At 42.6% G+C, this 17,780-nt stretch carries 15 protein-coding genes; 12 read left to right on the top strand and 3 right to left on the bottom strand.

What is annotated here, in order from left to right; translation table 11 throughout:
* The first annotated feature begins 103 nt into the window (after positions 1-103).
* Entirely contained in the window at positions 104-3,151 is a 3,048-nt protein-coding gene (locus DUL71_RS12315; RefSeq protein ID WP_114938330.1) for a GH92 family glycosyl hydrolase, read from the top strand.
* Between the two features lie 132 nt (positions 3,152-3,283).
* Positions 3,284-3,652 carry a magnetosome magnetite crystal formation protein family gene (locus tag DUL71_RS12320; protein ID WP_114938331.1) on the top strand — a complete coding sequence of 123 codons (369 nt, stop codon included), beginning with the start codon at positions 3,284-3,286 and terminating at the stop codon, positions 3,650-3,652.
* Between the two features lie 61 nt (positions 3,653-3,713).
* On the opposite strand, the gene DUL71_RS12325 is transcribed toward DUL71_RS12320, so the two are convergent.
* A complete protein-coding gene (locus DUL71_RS12325; RefSeq protein ID WP_114938332.1) occupies positions 3,714-4,592 on the bottom strand; it encodes a polyphosphate kinase 2 family protein in 879 nt (292 codons plus the stop codon).
* Between the two features lie 251 nt (positions 4,593-4,843).
* Here DUL71_RS12325 and DUL71_RS12330 point away from each other — a divergent pair, with 251 nt between their 5' ends.
* Entirely contained in the window at positions 4,844-7,171 is a 2,328-nt protein-coding gene (locus DUL71_RS12330) for a penicillin-binding protein 1A (RefSeq protein ID WP_114938333.1), read from the top strand.
* A 112-nt stretch (positions 7,172-7,283) separates the two neighbouring features.
* Entirely contained in the window at positions 7,284-10,499 is a 3,216-nt protein-coding gene (locus DUL71_RS12335; protein WP_114938334.1) for a DPP IV N-terminal domain-containing protein, read from the top strand.
* A gap of 261 nt (positions 10,500-10,760) precedes the next feature.
* Here the strand turns inward: DUL71_RS12335 and DUL71_RS12340 are convergent, their stop codons facing one another.
* Positions 10,761-11,768 carry a phosphotransferase enzyme family protein gene (locus DUL71_RS12340; protein ID WP_114938335.1) on the bottom strand — a complete coding sequence of 336 codons (1,008 nt, stop codon included), beginning with the start codon at positions 11,766-11,768 and terminating at the stop codon, positions 10,761-10,763.
* 90 nt (positions 11,769-11,858) lie between these two features.
* Here DUL71_RS12340 and DUL71_RS12345 point away from each other — a divergent pair, with 90 nt between their 5' ends.
* Together DUL71_RS12345 and msrB are read left to right on the top strand one after the other, a co-directional pair.
* On the top strand, positions 11,859-12,428 hold the full coding sequence (locus tag DUL71_RS12345) for a fasciclin domain-containing protein (protein ID WP_114938336.1): 570 nt from the start codon (positions 11,859-11,861) through the stop codon (positions 12,426-12,428).
* Between the two features lie 110 nt (positions 12,429-12,538).
* Entirely contained in the window at positions 12,539-13,018 is a 480-nt protein-coding gene (msrB, locus tag DUL71_RS12350; protein WP_114938337.1) for a peptide-methionine (R)-S-oxide reductase MsrB, read from the top strand.
* On the opposite strand, the gene DUL71_RS12355 is transcribed toward msrB, so the two are convergent.
* Positions 13,005-13,361 (bottom strand): GIY-YIG nuclease family protein, encoded by a 357-nt coding sequence (locus tag DUL71_RS12355; RefSeq protein WP_112571944.1) that lies wholly within the window; start codon positions 13,359-13,361, stop codon positions 13,005-13,007. The genes msrB and DUL71_RS12355 overlap by 14 nt on opposite strands.
* Positions 13,362-13,447: 86 nt before the next feature.
* On the opposite strand from DUL71_RS12355, the gene DUL71_RS12360 reads away from it, so the two are divergent.
* From DUL71_RS12360 to DUL71_RS12385, 6 genes are all read left to right on the top strand, one after another.
* Positions 13,448-14,224, top strand: coding sequence for an XRE family transcriptional regulator (locus DUL71_RS12360; RefSeq protein ID WP_112571946.1), 777 nt, complete (start codon positions 13,448-13,450; stop codon positions 14,222-14,224).
* A gap of 74 nt (positions 14,225-14,298) precedes the next feature.
* Positions 14,299-14,652, top strand: coding sequence for a hypothetical protein (locus DUL71_RS12365; protein ID WP_154402371.1), 354 nt, complete (start codon positions 14,299-14,301; stop codon positions 14,650-14,652).
* A gap of 65 nt (positions 14,653-14,717) precedes the next feature.
* Positions 14,718-15,851, top strand: a complete 1,134-nt coding sequence (locus DUL71_RS12370; protein ID WP_114938339.1) for an aminotransferase class I/II-fold pyridoxal phosphate-dependent enzyme — start codon at positions 14,718-14,720, stop codon at positions 15,849-15,851.
* Complete coding sequence (gene bioD / locus DUL71_RS12375) at positions 15,844-16,461, top strand: dethiobiotin synthase (protein ID WP_112571952.1); 618 nt, start codon at positions 15,844-15,846, stop codon at positions 16,459-16,461. The genes DUL71_RS12370 and bioD overlap by 8 nt, the downstream gene beginning before the upstream one ends.
* Positions 16,462-16,509: 48 nt before the next feature.
* A complete protein-coding gene (locus DUL71_RS12380; RefSeq protein ID WP_114938340.1) occupies positions 16,510-17,400 on the top strand; it encodes a 3-hydroxybutyryl-CoA dehydrogenase in 891 nt (296 codons plus the stop codon).
* Between the two features lie 69 nt (positions 17,401-17,469).
* The gene (locus tag DUL71_RS12385) at positions 17,470-17,760 is read left to right on the top strand and encodes a YXWGXW repeat-containing protein (protein ID WP_114938341.1); all 291 of its coding nucleotides are present in this window, start codon (positions 17,470-17,472) and stop codon (positions 17,758-17,760) included.
* Positions 17,761-17,780: the final 20 nt, after the last annotated feature.

Consider the following 17,780-nt stretch of genomic DNA (forward strand, 5'->3'; position numbering starts at 1 on the left):
AAGATAAGTGTAAATCGCCACCCTTAAACGGTGGCGATTTTTTTATTATTACAACATTAAAACTTTAATTTGCAGGAAATACTACGATAGCTTTTTAGTAAACATGTCATATATAAAACCATTGTTTCGCAGTGCTTTACCGCTCGCTTTTTTATTAACTATCCCAATCCTGTCATCAGCCCAAAAGAAAAAAGAAAAGGATAAGGATTATGCCCAGCTGGTTGATCCTTTTATAGGCACCGGCGGACATGGGCACACCTACCCCGGCCCGGTAATGCCCTTTGGCATGGTGCAGCTTAGCCCTGATACCCGGTTAGAAGGCTGGGACGGCTGCTCGGGCTATCATTATACCGATAGTTTGGTTTATGGTTTTTCGCACACGCACTTAAGCGGCACAGGCGTACCGGATTATTGCGATGTGCTGTTTATGCCCACAACCGGTGATCCTAAATTTAAAAACACCGAATACCGCTCGCACTTCAGTAAAAAGAATGAGAGCGCTACGCCCGGCTATTATCATACCCTGCTCGATAAATACAACATTGGCGTTGAGCTAACCGCTACAACCCGTGTGGGCGTTCACCGCTATACTTATCCATCAACCGATAAGGCCAACATTATTATCGATCTGCAGCATCGTGACGAAGTGCTGGATTCATGGATTGAGGTGGTAAATGATCATGAGGTGCGTGGCTTCCGCATGTCGAAATCATGGGCCGATAAACAGCAGGTATATTTTTATGCCAAGTTTTCAAAGCCTTTTAAAACCTATGGTATCGCGTCAAATAACGAGGTTCAAAATGGGCAGAGCAAAGTACAGGGCAAAAACATCAAGCTGTTTTTACAGTTTGATAATCCCGGCGAAGTGATTAGCAAAGTAGGGATCTCTGCGGTAAGCGCCGAAGGTGCCTTGAAAAACCTGGATGCCGAAGTGCCTGACTTCGATTTTAAAAAGATCCAGAAGGATGCCAAAATAGCATGGAACCATGAACTCAATAAAATTCAGGTTGAAGGTGGCGCTCCCGCCCCATCTTCACAAACCCAGGCGGTAGGCGGTACAGGGCCTTATAGCTATGCCCCGCCTGCAAAAAAGGTAGTTCAGCCCGATTATGCTAAAATAAAGCAAACTATTTTTTACACAGCTCTATACCATAGCATGGTAGCCCCCAATATATACAGCGATGTTGACGGGCAATACCGGGGCATGGATCAGCAGGTGCATACGGCTCAGGGCTTTGATTATTACACGGTATTCTCCCTGTGGGATACCTTCAGGGCTGAGAACCCGCTCCTGACATTGATAGACCGCAAACGCACGCTCGATTTCATCAAAAGCTTTATAGCGATGTATGACCAGGGTGGTTTATTACCGATATGGCCGCTGGCTACTACCGAGACTTATTGCATGATCGGGAACCATTCCATTCCGGTTATTGTGGATGCGTATGTTAAAGGCATTCGTGATTTTGATGCCGAGAAAGCCTTTACGGCAATGAAAGCCGCTGTAAACCGCAACCAGTTTGGTTTGGATAATTACCGCAAAAACGGAGCGGTACAATCAGATGTTGAAGATGCATCTGTATCAAAAACCTTAGAGTACGCTTATGATGATTGGTGCATTGCGCAGATGGCGAAAATGCTTAATAAAACCGACGACTATACCCAATACATTCAACGTGCCCAGTACTGGAAAAACGTTTATAACAACCAGAATACCTTTATGCAGGCCCGCGCAAACGGAGGCTGGCTGGAGCCCTTTGATCCTACGGAGATCAACGGCAATTATACCGAAGGCAATTCCTGGCAATACTCATTTTTAGTACCACATGATGTAGAAACCCTGATTGATAAAATGGGCGGTAAACAGGCTTTTGAAAACAAACTTGATGAGCTGTTCAGCACTCAATCAAAATTAAGCGGCAGCGATATCCCGGATGTGGCTGGGTTGATAGGCCAATATGCGCATGGTAACGAGCCAAGTCATCACATGGCTTACCTGTATAACTTCACCGACTCGCCGGATAAAACCCAGTTTTACGTAAGCCGTATTTTGCGCGAAGAATACAGCAACAAACCGGATGGCCTAGCAGGAAATGAAGACTGCGGACAGATGTCGGCTTGGTACGTGATGAGCTCGTTGGGGATTTACAATATTGCTCCCGGTCAGCAGGATTTTCAGATTGGCATACCGCAGTTTGATAAGGCGGTGATCAATCTGGAAAATGGTAAAAAATTCAGCATCATCAACCCAGGTGCCGGTATTACCCGCAGCAATATCTATCTGCAGGGCATGAACCTTGATAAAAAGGTATACAGTAAGCTTTTCATCAATTACGATGATATTGTTAAAGGCGGAGATTTTGAAGTGTTCACCGGCAGGCTGGCTAATAAGATCTTTACCCAGGACCTGGAAAAACCTGTTTCAAAGATCACAGATAACCTGATTGTTGCCAACCCTTACATTATAGCGCCTGCCAAATCATTCAAGCAGCCTTTCAGTATTCAGATCAAAGATCAGGAGGCCGATGCGAAGATCTATTATACGCTTGACGGCTCTGCGCCTTCCGCATCATCAACACTTTACGCACAACCCATCAATATCACTGATAATATCACTGTAAAAGCCATCGCCATAAAAGATGGGAAGAGCAGCTTTGTTGACGAGGCAAGTTTTATCAAGCTCCGTAACGATATTAAGTTAACCATAGTCAACAAGTACCTGCCCAGCTACCCGGCTAAAGGCGATGAATCATTAATCGATGGCCAACACGGAACTACCAACTGGCGCTTAGGGAACTGGCAGGGCTACCAGGGTAAGGATTTCGTCGCGGTTGTTGATATGAGTGCGATTAAGCCTATAAAACAGATCAGTATTAATGCCTTGCAGGATAGTCGCGCGTGGATCGTGTTTCCTAAATATGTACAGTTTTGGACATCAAATGATGGTAAAACCTATAAACTGGCAACCACCATTAATACCAAAGTTGATATCAAGGACACCAACGTACAAACACAGGAGTTTACCGCGCCATTAAACACCGATGCCCGTTACATTAAACTGATTGCCAAACAATATGGCCCGCTGCCCGACTGGCACGAAAACAAAGGCAGCCAGTCGTATATTTTCGCCGATGAAATAACGGTGGAGTAATTTTTGGATGTGCAGATTTCAAATGTGCGCATGTACAAATGAATAAAGTTTTGCTGTAGCTAACCATTTAAAAATGGATAAAACTATTTCATTGTTAAATGGTTAGCTGTATACAAAAAAACTTTACCACACATGGAAAATTACAAACCAACAACTGACGACAGTAAGACCGCCGGCATCATTAGTTATTTTACGCTTATTGGGTGGCTCATTGCTTATTTTGCATTATACACCAACAATAAAACCCCGCTTGCATCCTACCAAATGAGGCAAACCTTACTGTTTCACCTCGTTTCAATTCTAATTTCATGGGTTGCCGGTTTTCTTATAGGCATAGCCTTTGTAACATCAGGGATATTTATTGGCGCATCCATCCTTTGGATCATCCGCCTGGGGTTGCTGATCATCTGGATTATCGGTTTACTTGGCGCCATTAACGGCGAAAGAAAACCAATGCCACTTATCGGCGAACCAGCACAAAATATGTTTTCAGGTATTTAAACTTTTATTAATATTCCAGACTTACGAAGTTTTAAAAACTTCGTAAGTCTAAATACCGTCGCTACTGTTTCTCCAACAGTTGCTTAGCTTCTTGCAGCTTTTCCATTTGCTCCTTAGGCAAAACCGGAAATTCCAGCTTCAAATCTTTCAAAGTATCGTGTATTATCGTTGAAATAGCGATGCGGGTAAACCACTTTTTATCTGCCGGGATCACGTACCAGGGGCAATCGTCTGTTGATGTTTCATTGATGGCTTTTTCATAAGCATTCATATACTCATCCCAATGCTCCCGTTCTGTGATATCACTGGCCTGAAATTTCCAGTTTTTTGCAGGGTTGTCTATGCGTTTTAAAAACCGCTTCTTTTGCTCCTGTTTGGACACATTCAGGAAAAACTTGATCACAATGGTGCCGTTGCGGTGGATGTGCTTTTCAAAATTACGGATACTCTCATACCGTTGCTCCCAAAACTGTTTGTCGATATCTTTCACCTGCTTTATCGCCGGGTTATTCTCCTTTAAAATAAGCTCCGGGTGCACTTTAACTACCAGCACATTTTCATAATGTGAACGGTTATGGATGCCAATGCGTCCTCTTTCGGGCAGGGCTTTATAATGCCGCCATAAAAAGTCGTGATCGTAGTCCTCAGAACTCGGCTGTTTAAAGCTGTACACCTGGCAGCCCTGCGGGTTTAAGCCCGACATGGTGTGTGCTATGGCGCTGTCTTTCCCGGCAGCATCCATCGCCTGAAAAATGATAAGCAATGAATAATTATTTGAGGCGTAAAGCTGGCTCTGCAATTTGAAGGTTTCGCCTATCAGTTCCGTTAATACAGCACGGGCATCTTCTTTTTCATAACCGTCGCTAAACGCGGGATCATAATCACTCAGCGAAAATTTCGCATCGCTTTTTACTTTAAATTGTTCGGTAAGATTCTTCATATTATCAGGTATCTACACAAAATATAAAAAAACTGAATAATGTTTTGGTAACCTGGTTTAAACATAACCGGTAAATAGCAAAAATCCTCTTTTTTTGATCCGAAATGCTTTTGATTTATTTATTGTGTACTTTGCACATCATAAATATGTATCATACCAGTGTTAACCTAAAATTTACCTGATTATTTTACGTTGTTTATATTTGTCAAACAGCATTATGATGTAGTGCTATAATTTTTCATCTTTACCCAATGTTCAGACGTATACGCAATCGCTTTTTAAGATATTTCGTCATATTAATATACTTCATTATCATTTTTTTCTGTTCGATAGAACTTAATTTCTTTGGACTTTTCGGATACTCTCCTGACATGCAGGACATTAAAAGCCCCGTACTTTCGGTAGGATCGGAAGTTTATACGGCCGATGGTAAACTAATTGGTCAGTATTATAAGGAAAACCGCTCGCCTATCGAATTTAAAGAGATCTCCCCTAACCTTGTAAATGCCCTTGTAGCCACTGAAGACGCACGTTTTTACAGTCATGGCGGTGTAGATTTTTACTCCTTTTTCACGAGTGTACTTTCAACTGCCAAAGGCGATAAAAGGGGTGCCAGTACCATCACTCAACAGTTGGCCAAAAACCTTTTTGAAACACGTAAAAAGAAATCGCAAGGGATCATTAAGCATATCCCGGTATTGCGTACCGTTGTTTATAAGTGCAAGGAATGGCTTACCGCCTTTAAAATTGAGCACGTTTACAACAAGCAGCAAATATTAACCCTGTATTTCAATACGGTACCGTTCGGCAATAATACGTATGGTATAAAAACAGCATCGTTAAAATATTTCAACAAACAGCCGGGTACTTTAAATCCAGCCGAATCAGCATTACTTATCGGTATGCTTAAGGCTACCTCAAACTACAATCCAATTAAAAACCCGCAACGTGCTATCGAAAGGCGTAACACCGTTTTGGGTCAGATGGAAAAATACAAATACCTCACTGCCGAACAATTTAAAACCAACGTAGCATTGCCGCTCGGTCTTGATCTGAGTTATGTTGAAGATGACTCCCATGGCGACTCATACCTGCGCCGCGCAGTGGAAAAATGGCTGGATAAATGGTGCAAGGATAACGACTACAACCTTTATGAGGATGGATTGAAGATCTATACCACCATCGACTCAAAAATGCAGCAATATGCCGAAGAAGCCGTTGCCGAAAAGATGAAGATGCTGCAAAAACGCTTCTACAATCTGTGGGGAAACAAAAACCCCTGGCGCGATTCAAAAGGCGTTGAAATCAAAGATTTCATCCTGAAAAACGAGCAACGCTTAGGTATTTATAAGTTGCTGGAAAAAAAATACAACGGTGATACCGTAAAGATCCAGGACTACTTCAAAACAAAGAAAAAGATGAAGGTGTTCACCTGGCATGGTGAACGGGATACAACCTTCTCTACCATCGACTCGATAAAATATTATGCCAAGATCCTGAACACAGGCATGATGACACTGGAACCATCGACCGGCAAAATAAAGGTTTGGATTGGCGGTATCGATCACCGTTTCTTCAATTACGACCACGTAAACCAAAGCCGCAGGCAGGCAGGTTCAACCTTTAAACCTTTCGCTTATTTAACGGCTCTTGATAATGGGTTCACCCCTTGCGATAAGTTTACCGACAAACCGGTATCTATCAAATACAAGGACAACGGCGAGGATAAAGTTTGGGAACCTAACAATGCCGATTTTCATTTCTCTTACCGTGAAATGTCATTACGCTGGGCTATGGGTAAATCTGTAAACTCTATCACCGCACAGCTAACCGAAAAAGTAGGCTGGGATAAAATTGTTGAATACGCTCACCGTTGCGGTATCGAAAGTCCGCTCAAATCGGTTCCATCAGTATCCTTAGGATCAAACGACGTTTCGGTTTATGAAATGGTGAGGGCATACAGTACTTTCCTGAATAAAGGCGAAAAACTTGACCCGCTGCTGGTAACCAAAATCACCGATCAGCAGGGCAATGTGATACAGGAGTTTAAGCTTAAAACCGAGAAAGTATTAAGCGAAGAAACCGCATGGCTCATGCTTTACATGTTCCGCGGAGGTATGGAAGAACCTGGTGGTACATCGCAAGCACTTTGGGAATACAATGGCCTTTGGAAAAAAGACAACCAGATTGGTGGTAAAACCGGCACATCATCCGACTATGTTGACGGTTGGTACATGGGTATTACCAAAGACCTCGTAACCGGTGTTTGGGTTGGTGCCGATGACCGCTCAGTACACTTTACCACATCCGAAACAGGCGAAGGCTCACACACCGCCCTCCCTATCTTCGGTAGCTTTATGGAAAGGGTTTATGCTGATAAATCGCTGGGGTATACTTACGGGCCATTCCCTAAACCGTGGAGCAAGATCACCAAAACCTATAATTGCCCATCGCCACACATTGAAGAAGACACTACTTCAACAGATAGCTTAAGCAACCCTATTGATACAACCGGCGTAACACCTGTGCAAGAAAGCAATCCGGAAAACCCGGAAAACACACCGCCGGGGAATAAATAAAAGATTATCGGCGCTTACTTTCTGTTGATGAAAAGAAAATGAATAAGGTTGTTTTTTAATTAAGAGCAACCTTATTTTGTTAAATTAGCCATATCTATTTATTAAATAATATATGAATAAAGTTTACTCACTTTTCAATAGAGTTAAAAAGCACACCATTGTATTATTTTGTATAGTTGGCTCGCTGTTGATTGGCACCAACGCTCAGGCCCAATACTTTGGCCAAAACAAAGTAAGATATAAAAACCTCAAGTTTAACGTTTACAAAACCCCTCACTTTGAGATTTACTACTATCTGAAAAACGATAGCATGGTTAAGCGTTTTGCCCAGGAAAGTGAGTTATGGTATACGCTGCACCAGCAGGTTTTCAGAGATACCTTTAAACATGCCAACCCCATCATACTTTACGCCAACCACCCCGATTTCCAGCAAACTACCGCTATCGATGGCGAGATTGGTGTAGGTACAGGCGGTGTTACCGAAGGCCTTAAAAACCGTGTAGTAATGCCCGTAATGGAAACCAACCAAACCACAAGGCACGTAATTGGACACGAGTTGGTGCATGCTTTTCAGTACCGTTTACTGATGGGGCATGATTCATCTGAGTATGAAAACATAAACAACATTCCGTTGTGGATGATTGAGGGGATGGCCGAGTACCTATCATTAGGAAAGAAAGATACATATACAGCCATGTGGATGCGGGATGCTTACCTGAACCACGATATCCCTTCGGTACGTGACCTTACCGAGAGCAGTAAATATTTCCCATATCGTTATGGCGAGGCATTCTGGTCGTTCATAGGTTCAACTTATGGCGATACGGTTATAGTGCCCTTCTTTAAAAACGCGGCCAAATTTGGTTTGGAATATGGTATCAGGCGGACATTCGGTTATGACGACCGTACGCTCTCCCGCCTTTGGAAAAACTCTATTGAGGCCACATATAAGCCGTTTTTAAAGGACACCACCCAAACTCCCAAGGGCATAAAACTAATTGACAGTAAAAACGGCGGCGACCTCGTGGTTGCGCCTTCTGTAAGCCCCGATGGTAAATATGTGGCCTTCCTCTCGGCCAAGAGCCTATTTAGTATTGACCTTTACCTGGCCGACGCCAAAACAGGGCGAATCTTGAGAAAGCTCACCAGCAAAGTGTCCAATACCCATATTGATGAGTTTAACTTCATCGAGTCGGCAGGCGCATGGTCGCCGGATGGAAGCAAGTTTGCCTTTAGCGTATTTAGCAAGGGGCGTAATAAACTTGATGTTGTCGATCTTAAAAGCGGCAATGTGATTGACGATTTCTCTATGGAACAGGTTGAGCAGTTCAGTAACCTGTCATGGTCGCCAAATGGTAAGGATATTGTTTTCCAGGGCCTGGTTGAAGGTCAGAGCGATTTGTATTCTTATAACTTCGATACAAAAAAAATCACACAGCTTACCAACGATAAATATTCAGATTATCAGCCAAGCTATTCGCCTGATGGTAAAAAGATCATCTTCTCGAGCGACAGAACCACCTACGATCAAAGCCTTGAACAGGACATCCCTTTCAATCTTGCCGAACTTGACCTGGAAACAGGAAAAGTAACCGATATCAAGATTTTTAATGGATCAAACAATCTGAACCCACAATATTCAGCTGATGGGTGCCAGATCTATTTCTTATCCAACCGTGATGGTTTTCGCAACCTGTACCGGTATACTATTGAAGGTGGCAAGATAGAGCAAATGACAAATTTGTTCACAGGTATTTCGGGTATTACCGAGTATTCTCCGGCATTGAGTATTTCTAATCACGATGACGTGGTTTATTCATACTACCGTGCGCAAAAATATTCTATTTATAATGCCAAGGCGTCAGACTTTACACCTGTTGTAGTGCAACCGGGCGATGTTAATTTTGCAGCGGGCACATTGCCCCCAAATCGTTCTGTAGGTGTCGATCTGATCAACTCCAACCTGAATAATTTCCTTGCTTATCGTAAAATCCCAACCGATTCGGTTAAGGCTATCCCATTCCGTTCAAAATTCAAGCTGGATTACCTGGCCGGCAGTGGTATCGGTGTGGGTGTGAGTAACTTCTACGGTACAAGTCTTTCAAGTGGTATCCAGGGCGTATTCAGTGATATTTTAGGTCGTAACCAGATCTTTGCAGCCGCATCAGTAAACGGGCAGATCTATGATTCGGGCGCTGCTGTGACCTATGTAAACCAAACCGGCCGCTGGAACCTGGGCGTTGGTGTTTCACATATCCCATACCAGTTTGGCTTCAATACAACCACTTACCCAACAAGAAATGTAAACGGCAAGAATCAAACCGTATACTCAGACAACATTGACATTATCCGCAACTTTGAGGACGCGGGCAGGGTATTTACCTCTTACCCTATCTCAAGAACAACGCGCTTTGAAGTAAGCGGAGCGGCATCACACAACTATTATCGTGTTGACCGTTATAGCGATTCCTACCTGCTTGATACTACGGTAGTGAATGGCAAACAACAGGTAGGTGTGGGTAATTACATTTCATCCGACAGGAAAAAGATCCCTAACGATGAGGAATCAGCAACCCTTAACCAAAACTATGGTTCAACCTATTTCTATAATTTAAAGGCCTATTCCATTTTAACCCTTTCAACCGCGTTAATTGGTGATAACTCGTTTTTTGGTGTTACTGCACCGTTAAACGGTTTCAGGTACAGGCTGGAAGCTGGTTATAACTTTGGTACTTACCGTTTCTTTTCGCCAACAATTGATGTAAGGAAATATGTACGGACTGCCCCGGTAACCTTTGCCGCCCGCTTCTTTGCTACCGGCCGTTTTGGTGATGATAAAGGGCTTTATCCATTATTTGTAGGTTATCCTTTTTATATCAGGGGCTATGAGGGGCAAACATTTTATAATAATGGCAAAGCCACAACCAATGGCTTCACTATTGATCAATTATCGGGCAGCCGCTTAGCTGTGTTTAACTTCGAGGTGCGTTTACCGTTTACCGGCCCTGAAAAATTGGCCGCCATAAAATCAAAATTCCTGTTTACCGATCTTAACTTGTTTTTTGACGCAGGTTTAGCCTGGAATGCGGGTGATCACATATACTTCCAGAAAGATCCCCCGGTAATTGGTCAGCAGGAGTTTACTGATAGCAATGGCACTGTAACTACTCAAAACCTGTACGGCCGAGTTCCTGCATTAAGTGCGGGAATCTCATTACGTATCAACGTTTTCGGCGCATTTATTTTGGAACCTTACCTTGCTGTTCCGTTTAACCGTAGCGATGTAAAAAAACCACTGTTTGGCTTAGGCTTTACGCCGGGCTGGTAATAATCTTCATGTTTTGAAACAAAAAAAGCGGCTGATAGGCCGCTTTTTTTGTTGGCCTCCTTAATCCAAGAAGCTCAAAAAAACATTGGAATATTTGATATTCAATAGATTTCATTGCCGTTGACTTTAGTCAACGGATTAGCTACAACTTGCAAAGGGCTTTAGCCAAAACATAGCTCAATTTTTGGCTAAAGCCTCTTCATTTATCCTTTAACCGTTGACTGAAGTCAACGGCAATGAATAAAATTTATTTTATACCTATTAAAACTCCGGTAGTAATACATGTGCCGTATCCATCCATTTCTTAATCAGCACAATGCGATCTTTCATAAACTTAGGCCCCCAGAATAAATTTGACCAATCATCAAAGTTCTCGCACTGAAAGCCGAAATAAAACAACCAAAAGCCGAACCCCAGGTATGGAATAGCGGCTATTTCTTCATTTGATAATGGACGCACTTTACAATAGCTATCAACAAAGATCCGGAAGGCACGGCGCGCCTCTTGCTCAGTGATTTTGCCGTAGGTAAACTCTAAAAAGTAGTGAATAAAAAAGGAAGTGATATCATAGGCCAATAGCCCTTTTCCTACAAAATCAAAGTCAAAAAAGGTTATCTCATTATCGCCTGTGAAATGAAAATTTTTAGGCATAAAATCAAAGTGACAATAGCCATAACTAAAACTCCGGTCAAATTGCTTATACTGTTCAATTACTTCCGTGGCAGTTTGCTTTAGATAGGCATAATCCTCTTCCAGTCCTGCCAATGCAGGTTCAAGTATTTTAAGTGGATTAATGAAAACGGTTTCTATTGAGTACTGCCGGCGATCATAACTGAGCTCAATTGATGAAGTAATATGATGTATAACTGCCATCTCCCGGCCTACGGTTTCTAGCTGAGCATCGCTCATGGCATAAACAACGCTGCCTTGCGCCCAAGAAAATAAAACGCCGTAGCGTGTACCTTCAGCTGCATTAAAGGCTTGTATGATATCGCCGTTTTTATCAGGAATTGGTCGGGATACTTTTGCTCCTTTTTGAAACAGGATGGTCAACAATTCAACCTCTCCCCTGATCTCTTCCAGTTTACGGTGCGCATCACGATAAATTTTGAAAATGTGTTTTTCTGTAGTGTTCTCTATAACGTAAGTATCGCTCACATTACGGATCAACAGTCTGCAGGTAGTATCGCTTAAACCATAACTTTCCTGAAGTTTTACATTGAGCGCTTTTGACGATAAGGTTGAGTATTGCGTAGGAAAGATCTCCATAGGTAAACAAAGTTAGCTATAATCTGCAACCCAGCTGCGTATTTCAAAACCTATTTATATTTTGTATGTTTAGCTTATAACCTACACACTATGAAAAAGTTACTGTTATTTACATTTACCGTATTTTGTCCTGCGATAATGCTGGCCCAAACCGTAAATAAAAGCAGTACCGCCCCAACAGGGGGAACCATGCTCCCTAATAATGATATTGTAAAAAATATATCAATAGTACCTTACATCCACACGTTTTACCTCTTCATATTAAAAACTCATTTAACCCGTACCTATACCAGCCGGGGACCAATCACCATGTTTGTACCTGTTGATGAGGGATACACCGATATGCCTACCGGCAGATTTGATTCGCTTGCCAAACCGGCGCATATCTGGGAGCTTACCGATCTTGTTACCTACCACGCTATAGCAGGACAGGTAAAAGCAAAAGATATTCAAAAAAAGATTAGCAAGGGAAAAGGCATGGCTACATTTACTACCCTTTCGGGCGGCAAATTGTTCGCTAAAATAGATAGTAATAACAATATAGTTTTGGTTGATGGTAATGGCGGCAAAAGCGTGATCAGCCAGTTTGATATCAAACAAAACAACGGCATTATACACCTGGTGAGCAAAGTATTGGTACCTAAAAAGAAGATCATATAAACAAACCCTCAGATGACAATCTCCCGATACTATAATTACGTATTTGAGTTATAGTATATAAAGGTTTCCCGCTCATAATAAGGAGCGTCAATAATCAAATACAATAAGTTATGAAAATATTCATTTTAGCAGTGATTGCCTTAAGCGTCCTGACGGCGTTGGGATGTCAAAATACAAACGGGCAGGATACCAAACATAAGTTAAGCAAACCTGCTGCCGAATGGAAAAAGACACTTACATCCAATCAATATCATATTATGGTTGAAAGCGGTACCGAACCGCCTTATCAGAACGAATATTGGAACAACCACGAAAAAGGCATTTATGTAAGTGCCGCAACCGGCGACACCCTATTCACCTCGGATGATAAATTTGACAGCGGTACGGGCTGGCCAAGTTTTGTTAAACCTGTCGACCCGAAAAAAGTAGCAATAGTTACCGATAACAATTACGGCATGAGCCGCGACGAGGTTATCGAAAAAAGTACAGGCTTACACCTTGGCCATGTGTTTGATGATGGCCCTGCCGACCGCGGCGGCAAAAGGTATTGCATGAACTCAGGAGCTTTAAAATTTATTAAAAAGCCATAACCCTGCGGTTGGCATTCAGCGATGGGCGCAATTGAGGCCTTACGCGTAAACCTTGCTCATATTTTAATCCAATGGTCAGGTCTATCCAATCGGCGTTAACAGATCTGATCATTTTTTCTTTTTGTGGGCGTGTATAAGTGCTCACTACTTTAAAACGTTCCATAGCCTGCTCTTCGGTATTGATCTCCTCAAAGTAAACCAAACGGTTAAGCTGCTGCGCGTTGTCGAAAAACAAAGTTGGCATTTCGCTGTAAAACTGGATGGTTTTCATCAGGTCTGAACATAAACCAACGTGTAAATTTTTACGGTTCCTGTCGGTGATGATATAAACAAAACGTTTCATTTTATGATAAAAAATTTGGTGAACGGATAATTATTACTAACTTTATGAGCATAAAATTACTAATAAATTTAGCAAATCCAAATTTTATGTCAATAATTTCACAAAATATTAAGTTTCTCCGCAAAAAGAAAGGGCTAACACAACAGCAATTTGCGGATGAATTAGGTATAAAACGTTCATTAGTAGGCGCATACGAAGAAGACCGGGCCGACCCCAAATATGACTTACTAAAAACATTAGCAACCTATTTTGATGTTACTATTGATGACTTCATCAACGAAACCATCAACGAAAAATGGCAGCCAAAGCCCAAAGGCAACCCTGCCAACCTGCGGATCCTGAGTATTTCTGTTGATAAGGATGAAAATGAAAATATAGAAATGGTGCCCGTAAAAGCCAGCGCCGGCTACCTTAATGGTTATGCCGATCCTGAATACGTAGCCCAGCTCCCCAAGTTTTATCTGCCCATGTTTAAACAGGGCACCTACCGCGCTTTTGAAATCAAAGGTGACTCTATGCTGCCACTTGTATCAGGTACTATTATAATAGGTGAATACGTAGAAAACTGGGGCGATGTAAAAAGCGGCGAAACCTACGTGGTGATCTCTAAAAATGATGGCGTGGTTTATAAGCGCATTGGCAATAAATTTAAAGAGAACAAAAAGTTAAAGCTTATTTCTGACAACCCGGTTTACGAACCATATGAAATATCGGGCGAAGATGTACTGGAACTATGGAAAGCTAAAGGTTATATTTCAACGCAGTTACCGGAGCCATCACCTGCGCCTACTATGGAAAGCCTTACCAGCATGATGGCCCAGATGCAACGTTCTATATCTAATTTACAGCAAGGCAACAATTAAGTTACATCAGCTTTTTTAAACCATTACGATATATCTTTATCATACTGTTAAAACGTAAATAAAATAAAAAAGCTATGAAAAAATTATTGTTAATGTGCTGCTTCCTTTTAGGAATTTCTGCAGCCAGCCATGCGCAAGGCGGCATGAGGAAAAGCCCAGAAGAAAGAGCTAAAGATTTACAAACTCAGCTTAAATTAACAGATGATCAAACAACCAAGATCACTGCAGTTTACAAAGAGCAGGCTACCAAAATGGACAGCGTACGTACTGCTGCCAATGGCGACAGGGATGCGATGCGCTCTGCAATGCGCCCAATGATGGAAGCAACTAACACCAAGATCAAAGCTATTTTAACAGCCGATCAAGCTGCGGCCTACGACAAAGCAATGAAGGAAAGAATGGACCGCATGCGCCAGGGTGGCCAGTAAACATTATCACATAGAAAAAAGCGACCAATGGTCGCTTTTTTTATTTTTGCACAAAACAAAGCACATTGAACCCAGCCGAAGATTTCTTAAAACGTAAACTGCAGGAGCGGCAGCAATCCGGTACTTACCGCGAACTGAAACCCGAAAACGGGCTGGTTGATTTCTGTTCAAATGACTATCTCGGTTTTGCCCATTCGGCTGTTTTAAAGCAAACCATTGCCCATGAGGTAAACAGCCATCCGCTTAGCCTCAACGGCGCCGCCGGATCAAGGTTATTATCGGGGAATATAAAATATGCTGAAGATCTGGAGAAGCAGATTGCCGCATATCACCAAAGTGAAGCCGGATTACTTCTTAATTCGGGTTATGATGCTAATCTCGGTCTGCTTTCATCCCTTGCTCAACGCGGCGATACTATTATTTTAGATGAATTGGTGCATGCCTCTATTATTGATGGAGCGAGGCTGAGCTATGCCAATCGCTACAGTTTCCGACACAATGATCTGGAAAGTTTAGAAACTAAGCTAAAAATAGCCAAGGGCAACTGTTACGTAGTTATTGAAAGTGTATACTCCATGGATGGTGATACTCCTCCCCTTTTTGAGATTCTCGCCCTGACAGAAAAATACAATGCCGCTCTTATTGTTGATGAAGCCCATGCGGTAGGCTTATATCCCAAAGGGTTGGTTTGCGAACTCGGTCTGCATGAAAGGATTTTTGCCCGTGTGATAACTTTTGGTAAAGCGCTGGGTGGACACGGAGCCATAGTACTCGGCAGTGATAATTTACGCAGTTACCTGGTAAACTTTGCACGCTCTTTTATTTACACCACGGCAGCACCTTTCCACCAACTTGCTGCCATAAAAATGGCTTATCGGCTATTGGAAAACTCCGGCGAAGCCATCGCCAACGTGAAGCGAAACATCCGGCTATTTAAACAGGATATAAACACAGGCGAAAATTTTACTTTGCTAAATAGTGACAGCCCTATTCAATGTATCATACTCAAAAGCAATGAAATGGCCCGGAAAGCGGCTATGCAATTGCAAATGAGTAACCTTGATGTCAGACCCATCCTAAGCCCTACAGTTGCGCAAGGCACCGAAAGGATCAGGATTTGCCTGCATAGTTTTAATACGGAAAATGATTTAACTTTGCTGGCTGTAACTCTTAACAAATTTATACTATTGCATGCCTGATAAGCAACCTATATTTATCTCCGGTATTGATACCGGGATAGGTAAAACCCTGGTTTCGGCTATTTTAACCGAAAAGTTAAACGCTGATTACTGGAAGCCCATACAATCCGGCGACCTTGATAAAAGCGATACATTGAAGGTTAAAAGCCTCATCTCAAATCCAGTTACTCAGTTTTTCCCCGAGGCCTACGCGCTTACACAGCCCTTTTCGCCTCACAAATCTGCAGCTCTTGATAAAGTGACTATAGAGCTGGAAAACATCGTTCTGCCAAAAACAGATAACCAGTTGATCATAGAGGGAGCAGGTGGCCTCATGGTGCCACTGAATGATAACTTTCTGATCATCGATCTTATAAAACAGCTTAACGCACGCGTAATATTGGTAAGCAAACATTATTTAGGCAGCATTAACCATACCCTGCTTTCATTACATGCGCTAAAAAAATATGGCATCCCGGTGATGGGCGTAGTTTTTAACGGCGATAAGGACATTTATTCCAAAAGCTATATCCTTGATTATTCGGAAGTGGCTGATCTTGGGCAGATTCCTGAATTAGACACTATCAACAAAAAAACTGTTAAAGAGGCCGGTAAGTTTATTACCTTGTAACACCGGCTGTTTATAAACCGATATTTGCCGGTTTCGTAAATTCATACTATGAAAAACATTACTGTAATTGGCTCCGGCACCATGGGCAACGGTATTGCCCACACTTTCGCGCAGCATGGCTTTGAAGTGTCATTGGTTGATATCAGCGATGATGCCCTGAGTAAAGCCCTGCAAACCATCGGCAATAATTTGGACAGGCAGGTAAAAAAAGGAACTATCACCGAAGATGTGAAAAGCGACACACTAAGCCGCATCCGCGTGTTTACCGATTTGGCCGAAGGCGCTCAAAATACCGACCTTGTAATTGAAGCTGCTACCGAAAACCAGGAAATAAAGCTTAAACTGTTTAAACAACTCAGCGAAATTTGCAGCGATAAGGTTATCCTTGCATCCAATACCTCTTCTATTTCCATCACAAGAATTGCCTCGGTTACCAAACAACCAGGCAATGTAATCGGCATGCATTTCATGAACCCGGTACCGGTAATGAAGCTTGTTGAGGTGATCAGGGGCTATGCCACTACTGATGCCGTTACAGAAACCGTTATGGAACTTTCGCGCACTTTGGGTAAAGATCCGGTTGAGGTAAACGACTACCCTGGTTTTGTAGCCAACCGCATTTTAATGCCGATGATAAATGAGGCCATTTATACCTTATACGAAGGTGTGGCTGGCGTACAGGAAATTGATACGGTAATGAAACTTGGCATGGCCCACCCGATGGGGCCGCTGCAACTGGCCGATTTTATTGGGCTGGATGTTTGCCTTGCCATTTTAAAAGTATTGCATGATGGTTTTGGCAATCCTAAATATGCTCCTTGTCCGCTATTGGTAAATATGGTGACAGCAGGGCACTTAGGAGCCAAAACCGGCAGTGGATTTTATAAATATACTTCAGGCAGTAAAGATTTGGTTGTGGCCGATAAATTCAGTGCATAAACCCGTTTAAACTTTCGATGTTGGATATTGTCAATAGTTATTATACCAAATAACTAAAAACATCTAAAAATGAAAACCATTGCTAAGTTAGGAATAGTACTTGCCTTAACAGGCTCATTATTTGCGTCATGCTCAAGCCAAGCTTATGTTACCGAGCGTCCGGCCGAACCGGTTTATGTTCGTCCGGTAGCTCCCTACCCTAACGCGGTTTGGGTTCCCGGCGAATGGGTTTGGCGTGGCAATCGCTACGTTTACCGCCAGGGCTTCTACGCACGCCCAAGATATAACCATGTTTACGTACAAGGCCATTGGCAACCAACCAATCGCGGCTATGTTTGGGTAAGGGGATTTTGGAGGTAAGCGTCGCCCCCCGGCCCCCT

Origin of the sequence: Mucilaginibacter endophyticus (genome assembly GCF_003351025.1) — a bacterium.
GTDB lineage: Bacteria > Bacteroidota > Bacteroidia > Sphingobacteriales > Sphingobacteriaceae > Mucilaginibacter > Mucilaginibacter endophyticus.

Coding starts and splice junctions, on each gene's coding strand:
- DUL71_RS12365 (WP_154402371.1), top strand. CDS start 14,299: ATGAAAAAATTATTGTTAATGTGCTGCTTCCTTTTAGGAATTTCTGCA.
- DUL71_RS12315 (WP_114938330.1), top strand. CDS start 104: ATGTCATATATAAAACCATTGTTTCGCAGTGCTTTACCGCTCGCTTTT.
- DUL71_RS12340 (WP_114938335.1), bottom strand. CDS start 11,768: ATGGAGATCTTTCCTACGCAATACTCAACCTTATCGTCAAAAGCGCTC.
- bioD (WP_112571952.1), top strand. CDS start 15,844: ATGCCTGATAAGCAACCTATATTTATCTCCGGTATTGATACCGGGATA.
- DUL71_RS12325 (WP_114938332.1), bottom strand. CDS start 4,592: ATGAAGAATCTTACCGAACAATTTAAAGTAAAAAGCGATGCGAAATTT.
- DUL71_RS12360 (WP_112571946.1), top strand. CDS start 13,448: ATGTCAATAATTTCACAAAATATTAAGTTTCTCCGCAAAAAGAAAGGG.
- DUL71_RS12380 (WP_114938340.1), top strand. CDS start 16,510: ATGAAAAACATTACTGTAATTGGCTCCGGCACCATGGGCAACGGTATT.
- msrB (WP_114938337.1), top strand. CDS start 12,539: ATGAAAATATTCATTTTAGCAGTGATTGCCTTAAGCGTCCTGACGGCG.
- DUL71_RS12330 (WP_114938333.1), top strand. CDS start 4,844: ATGTTCAGACGTATACGCAATCGCTTTTTAAGATATTTCGTCATATTA.
- DUL71_RS12385 (WP_114938341.1), top strand. CDS start 17,470: ATGAAAACCATTGCTAAGTTAGGAATAGTACTTGCCTTAACAGGCTCA.
- DUL71_RS12355 (WP_112571944.1), bottom strand. CDS start 13,361: ATGAAACGTTTTGTTTATATCATCACCGACAGGAACCGTAAAAATTTA.
- DUL71_RS12335 (WP_114938334.1), top strand. CDS start 7,284: ATGAATAAAGTTTACTCACTTTTCAATAGAGTTAAAAAGCACACCATT.
- DUL71_RS12345 (WP_114938336.1), top strand. CDS start 11,859: ATGAAAAAGTTACTGTTATTTACATTTACCGTATTTTGTCCTGCGATA.
- DUL71_RS12320 (WP_114938331.1), top strand. CDS start 3,284: ATGGAAAATTACAAACCAACAACTGACGACAGTAAGACCGCCGGCATC.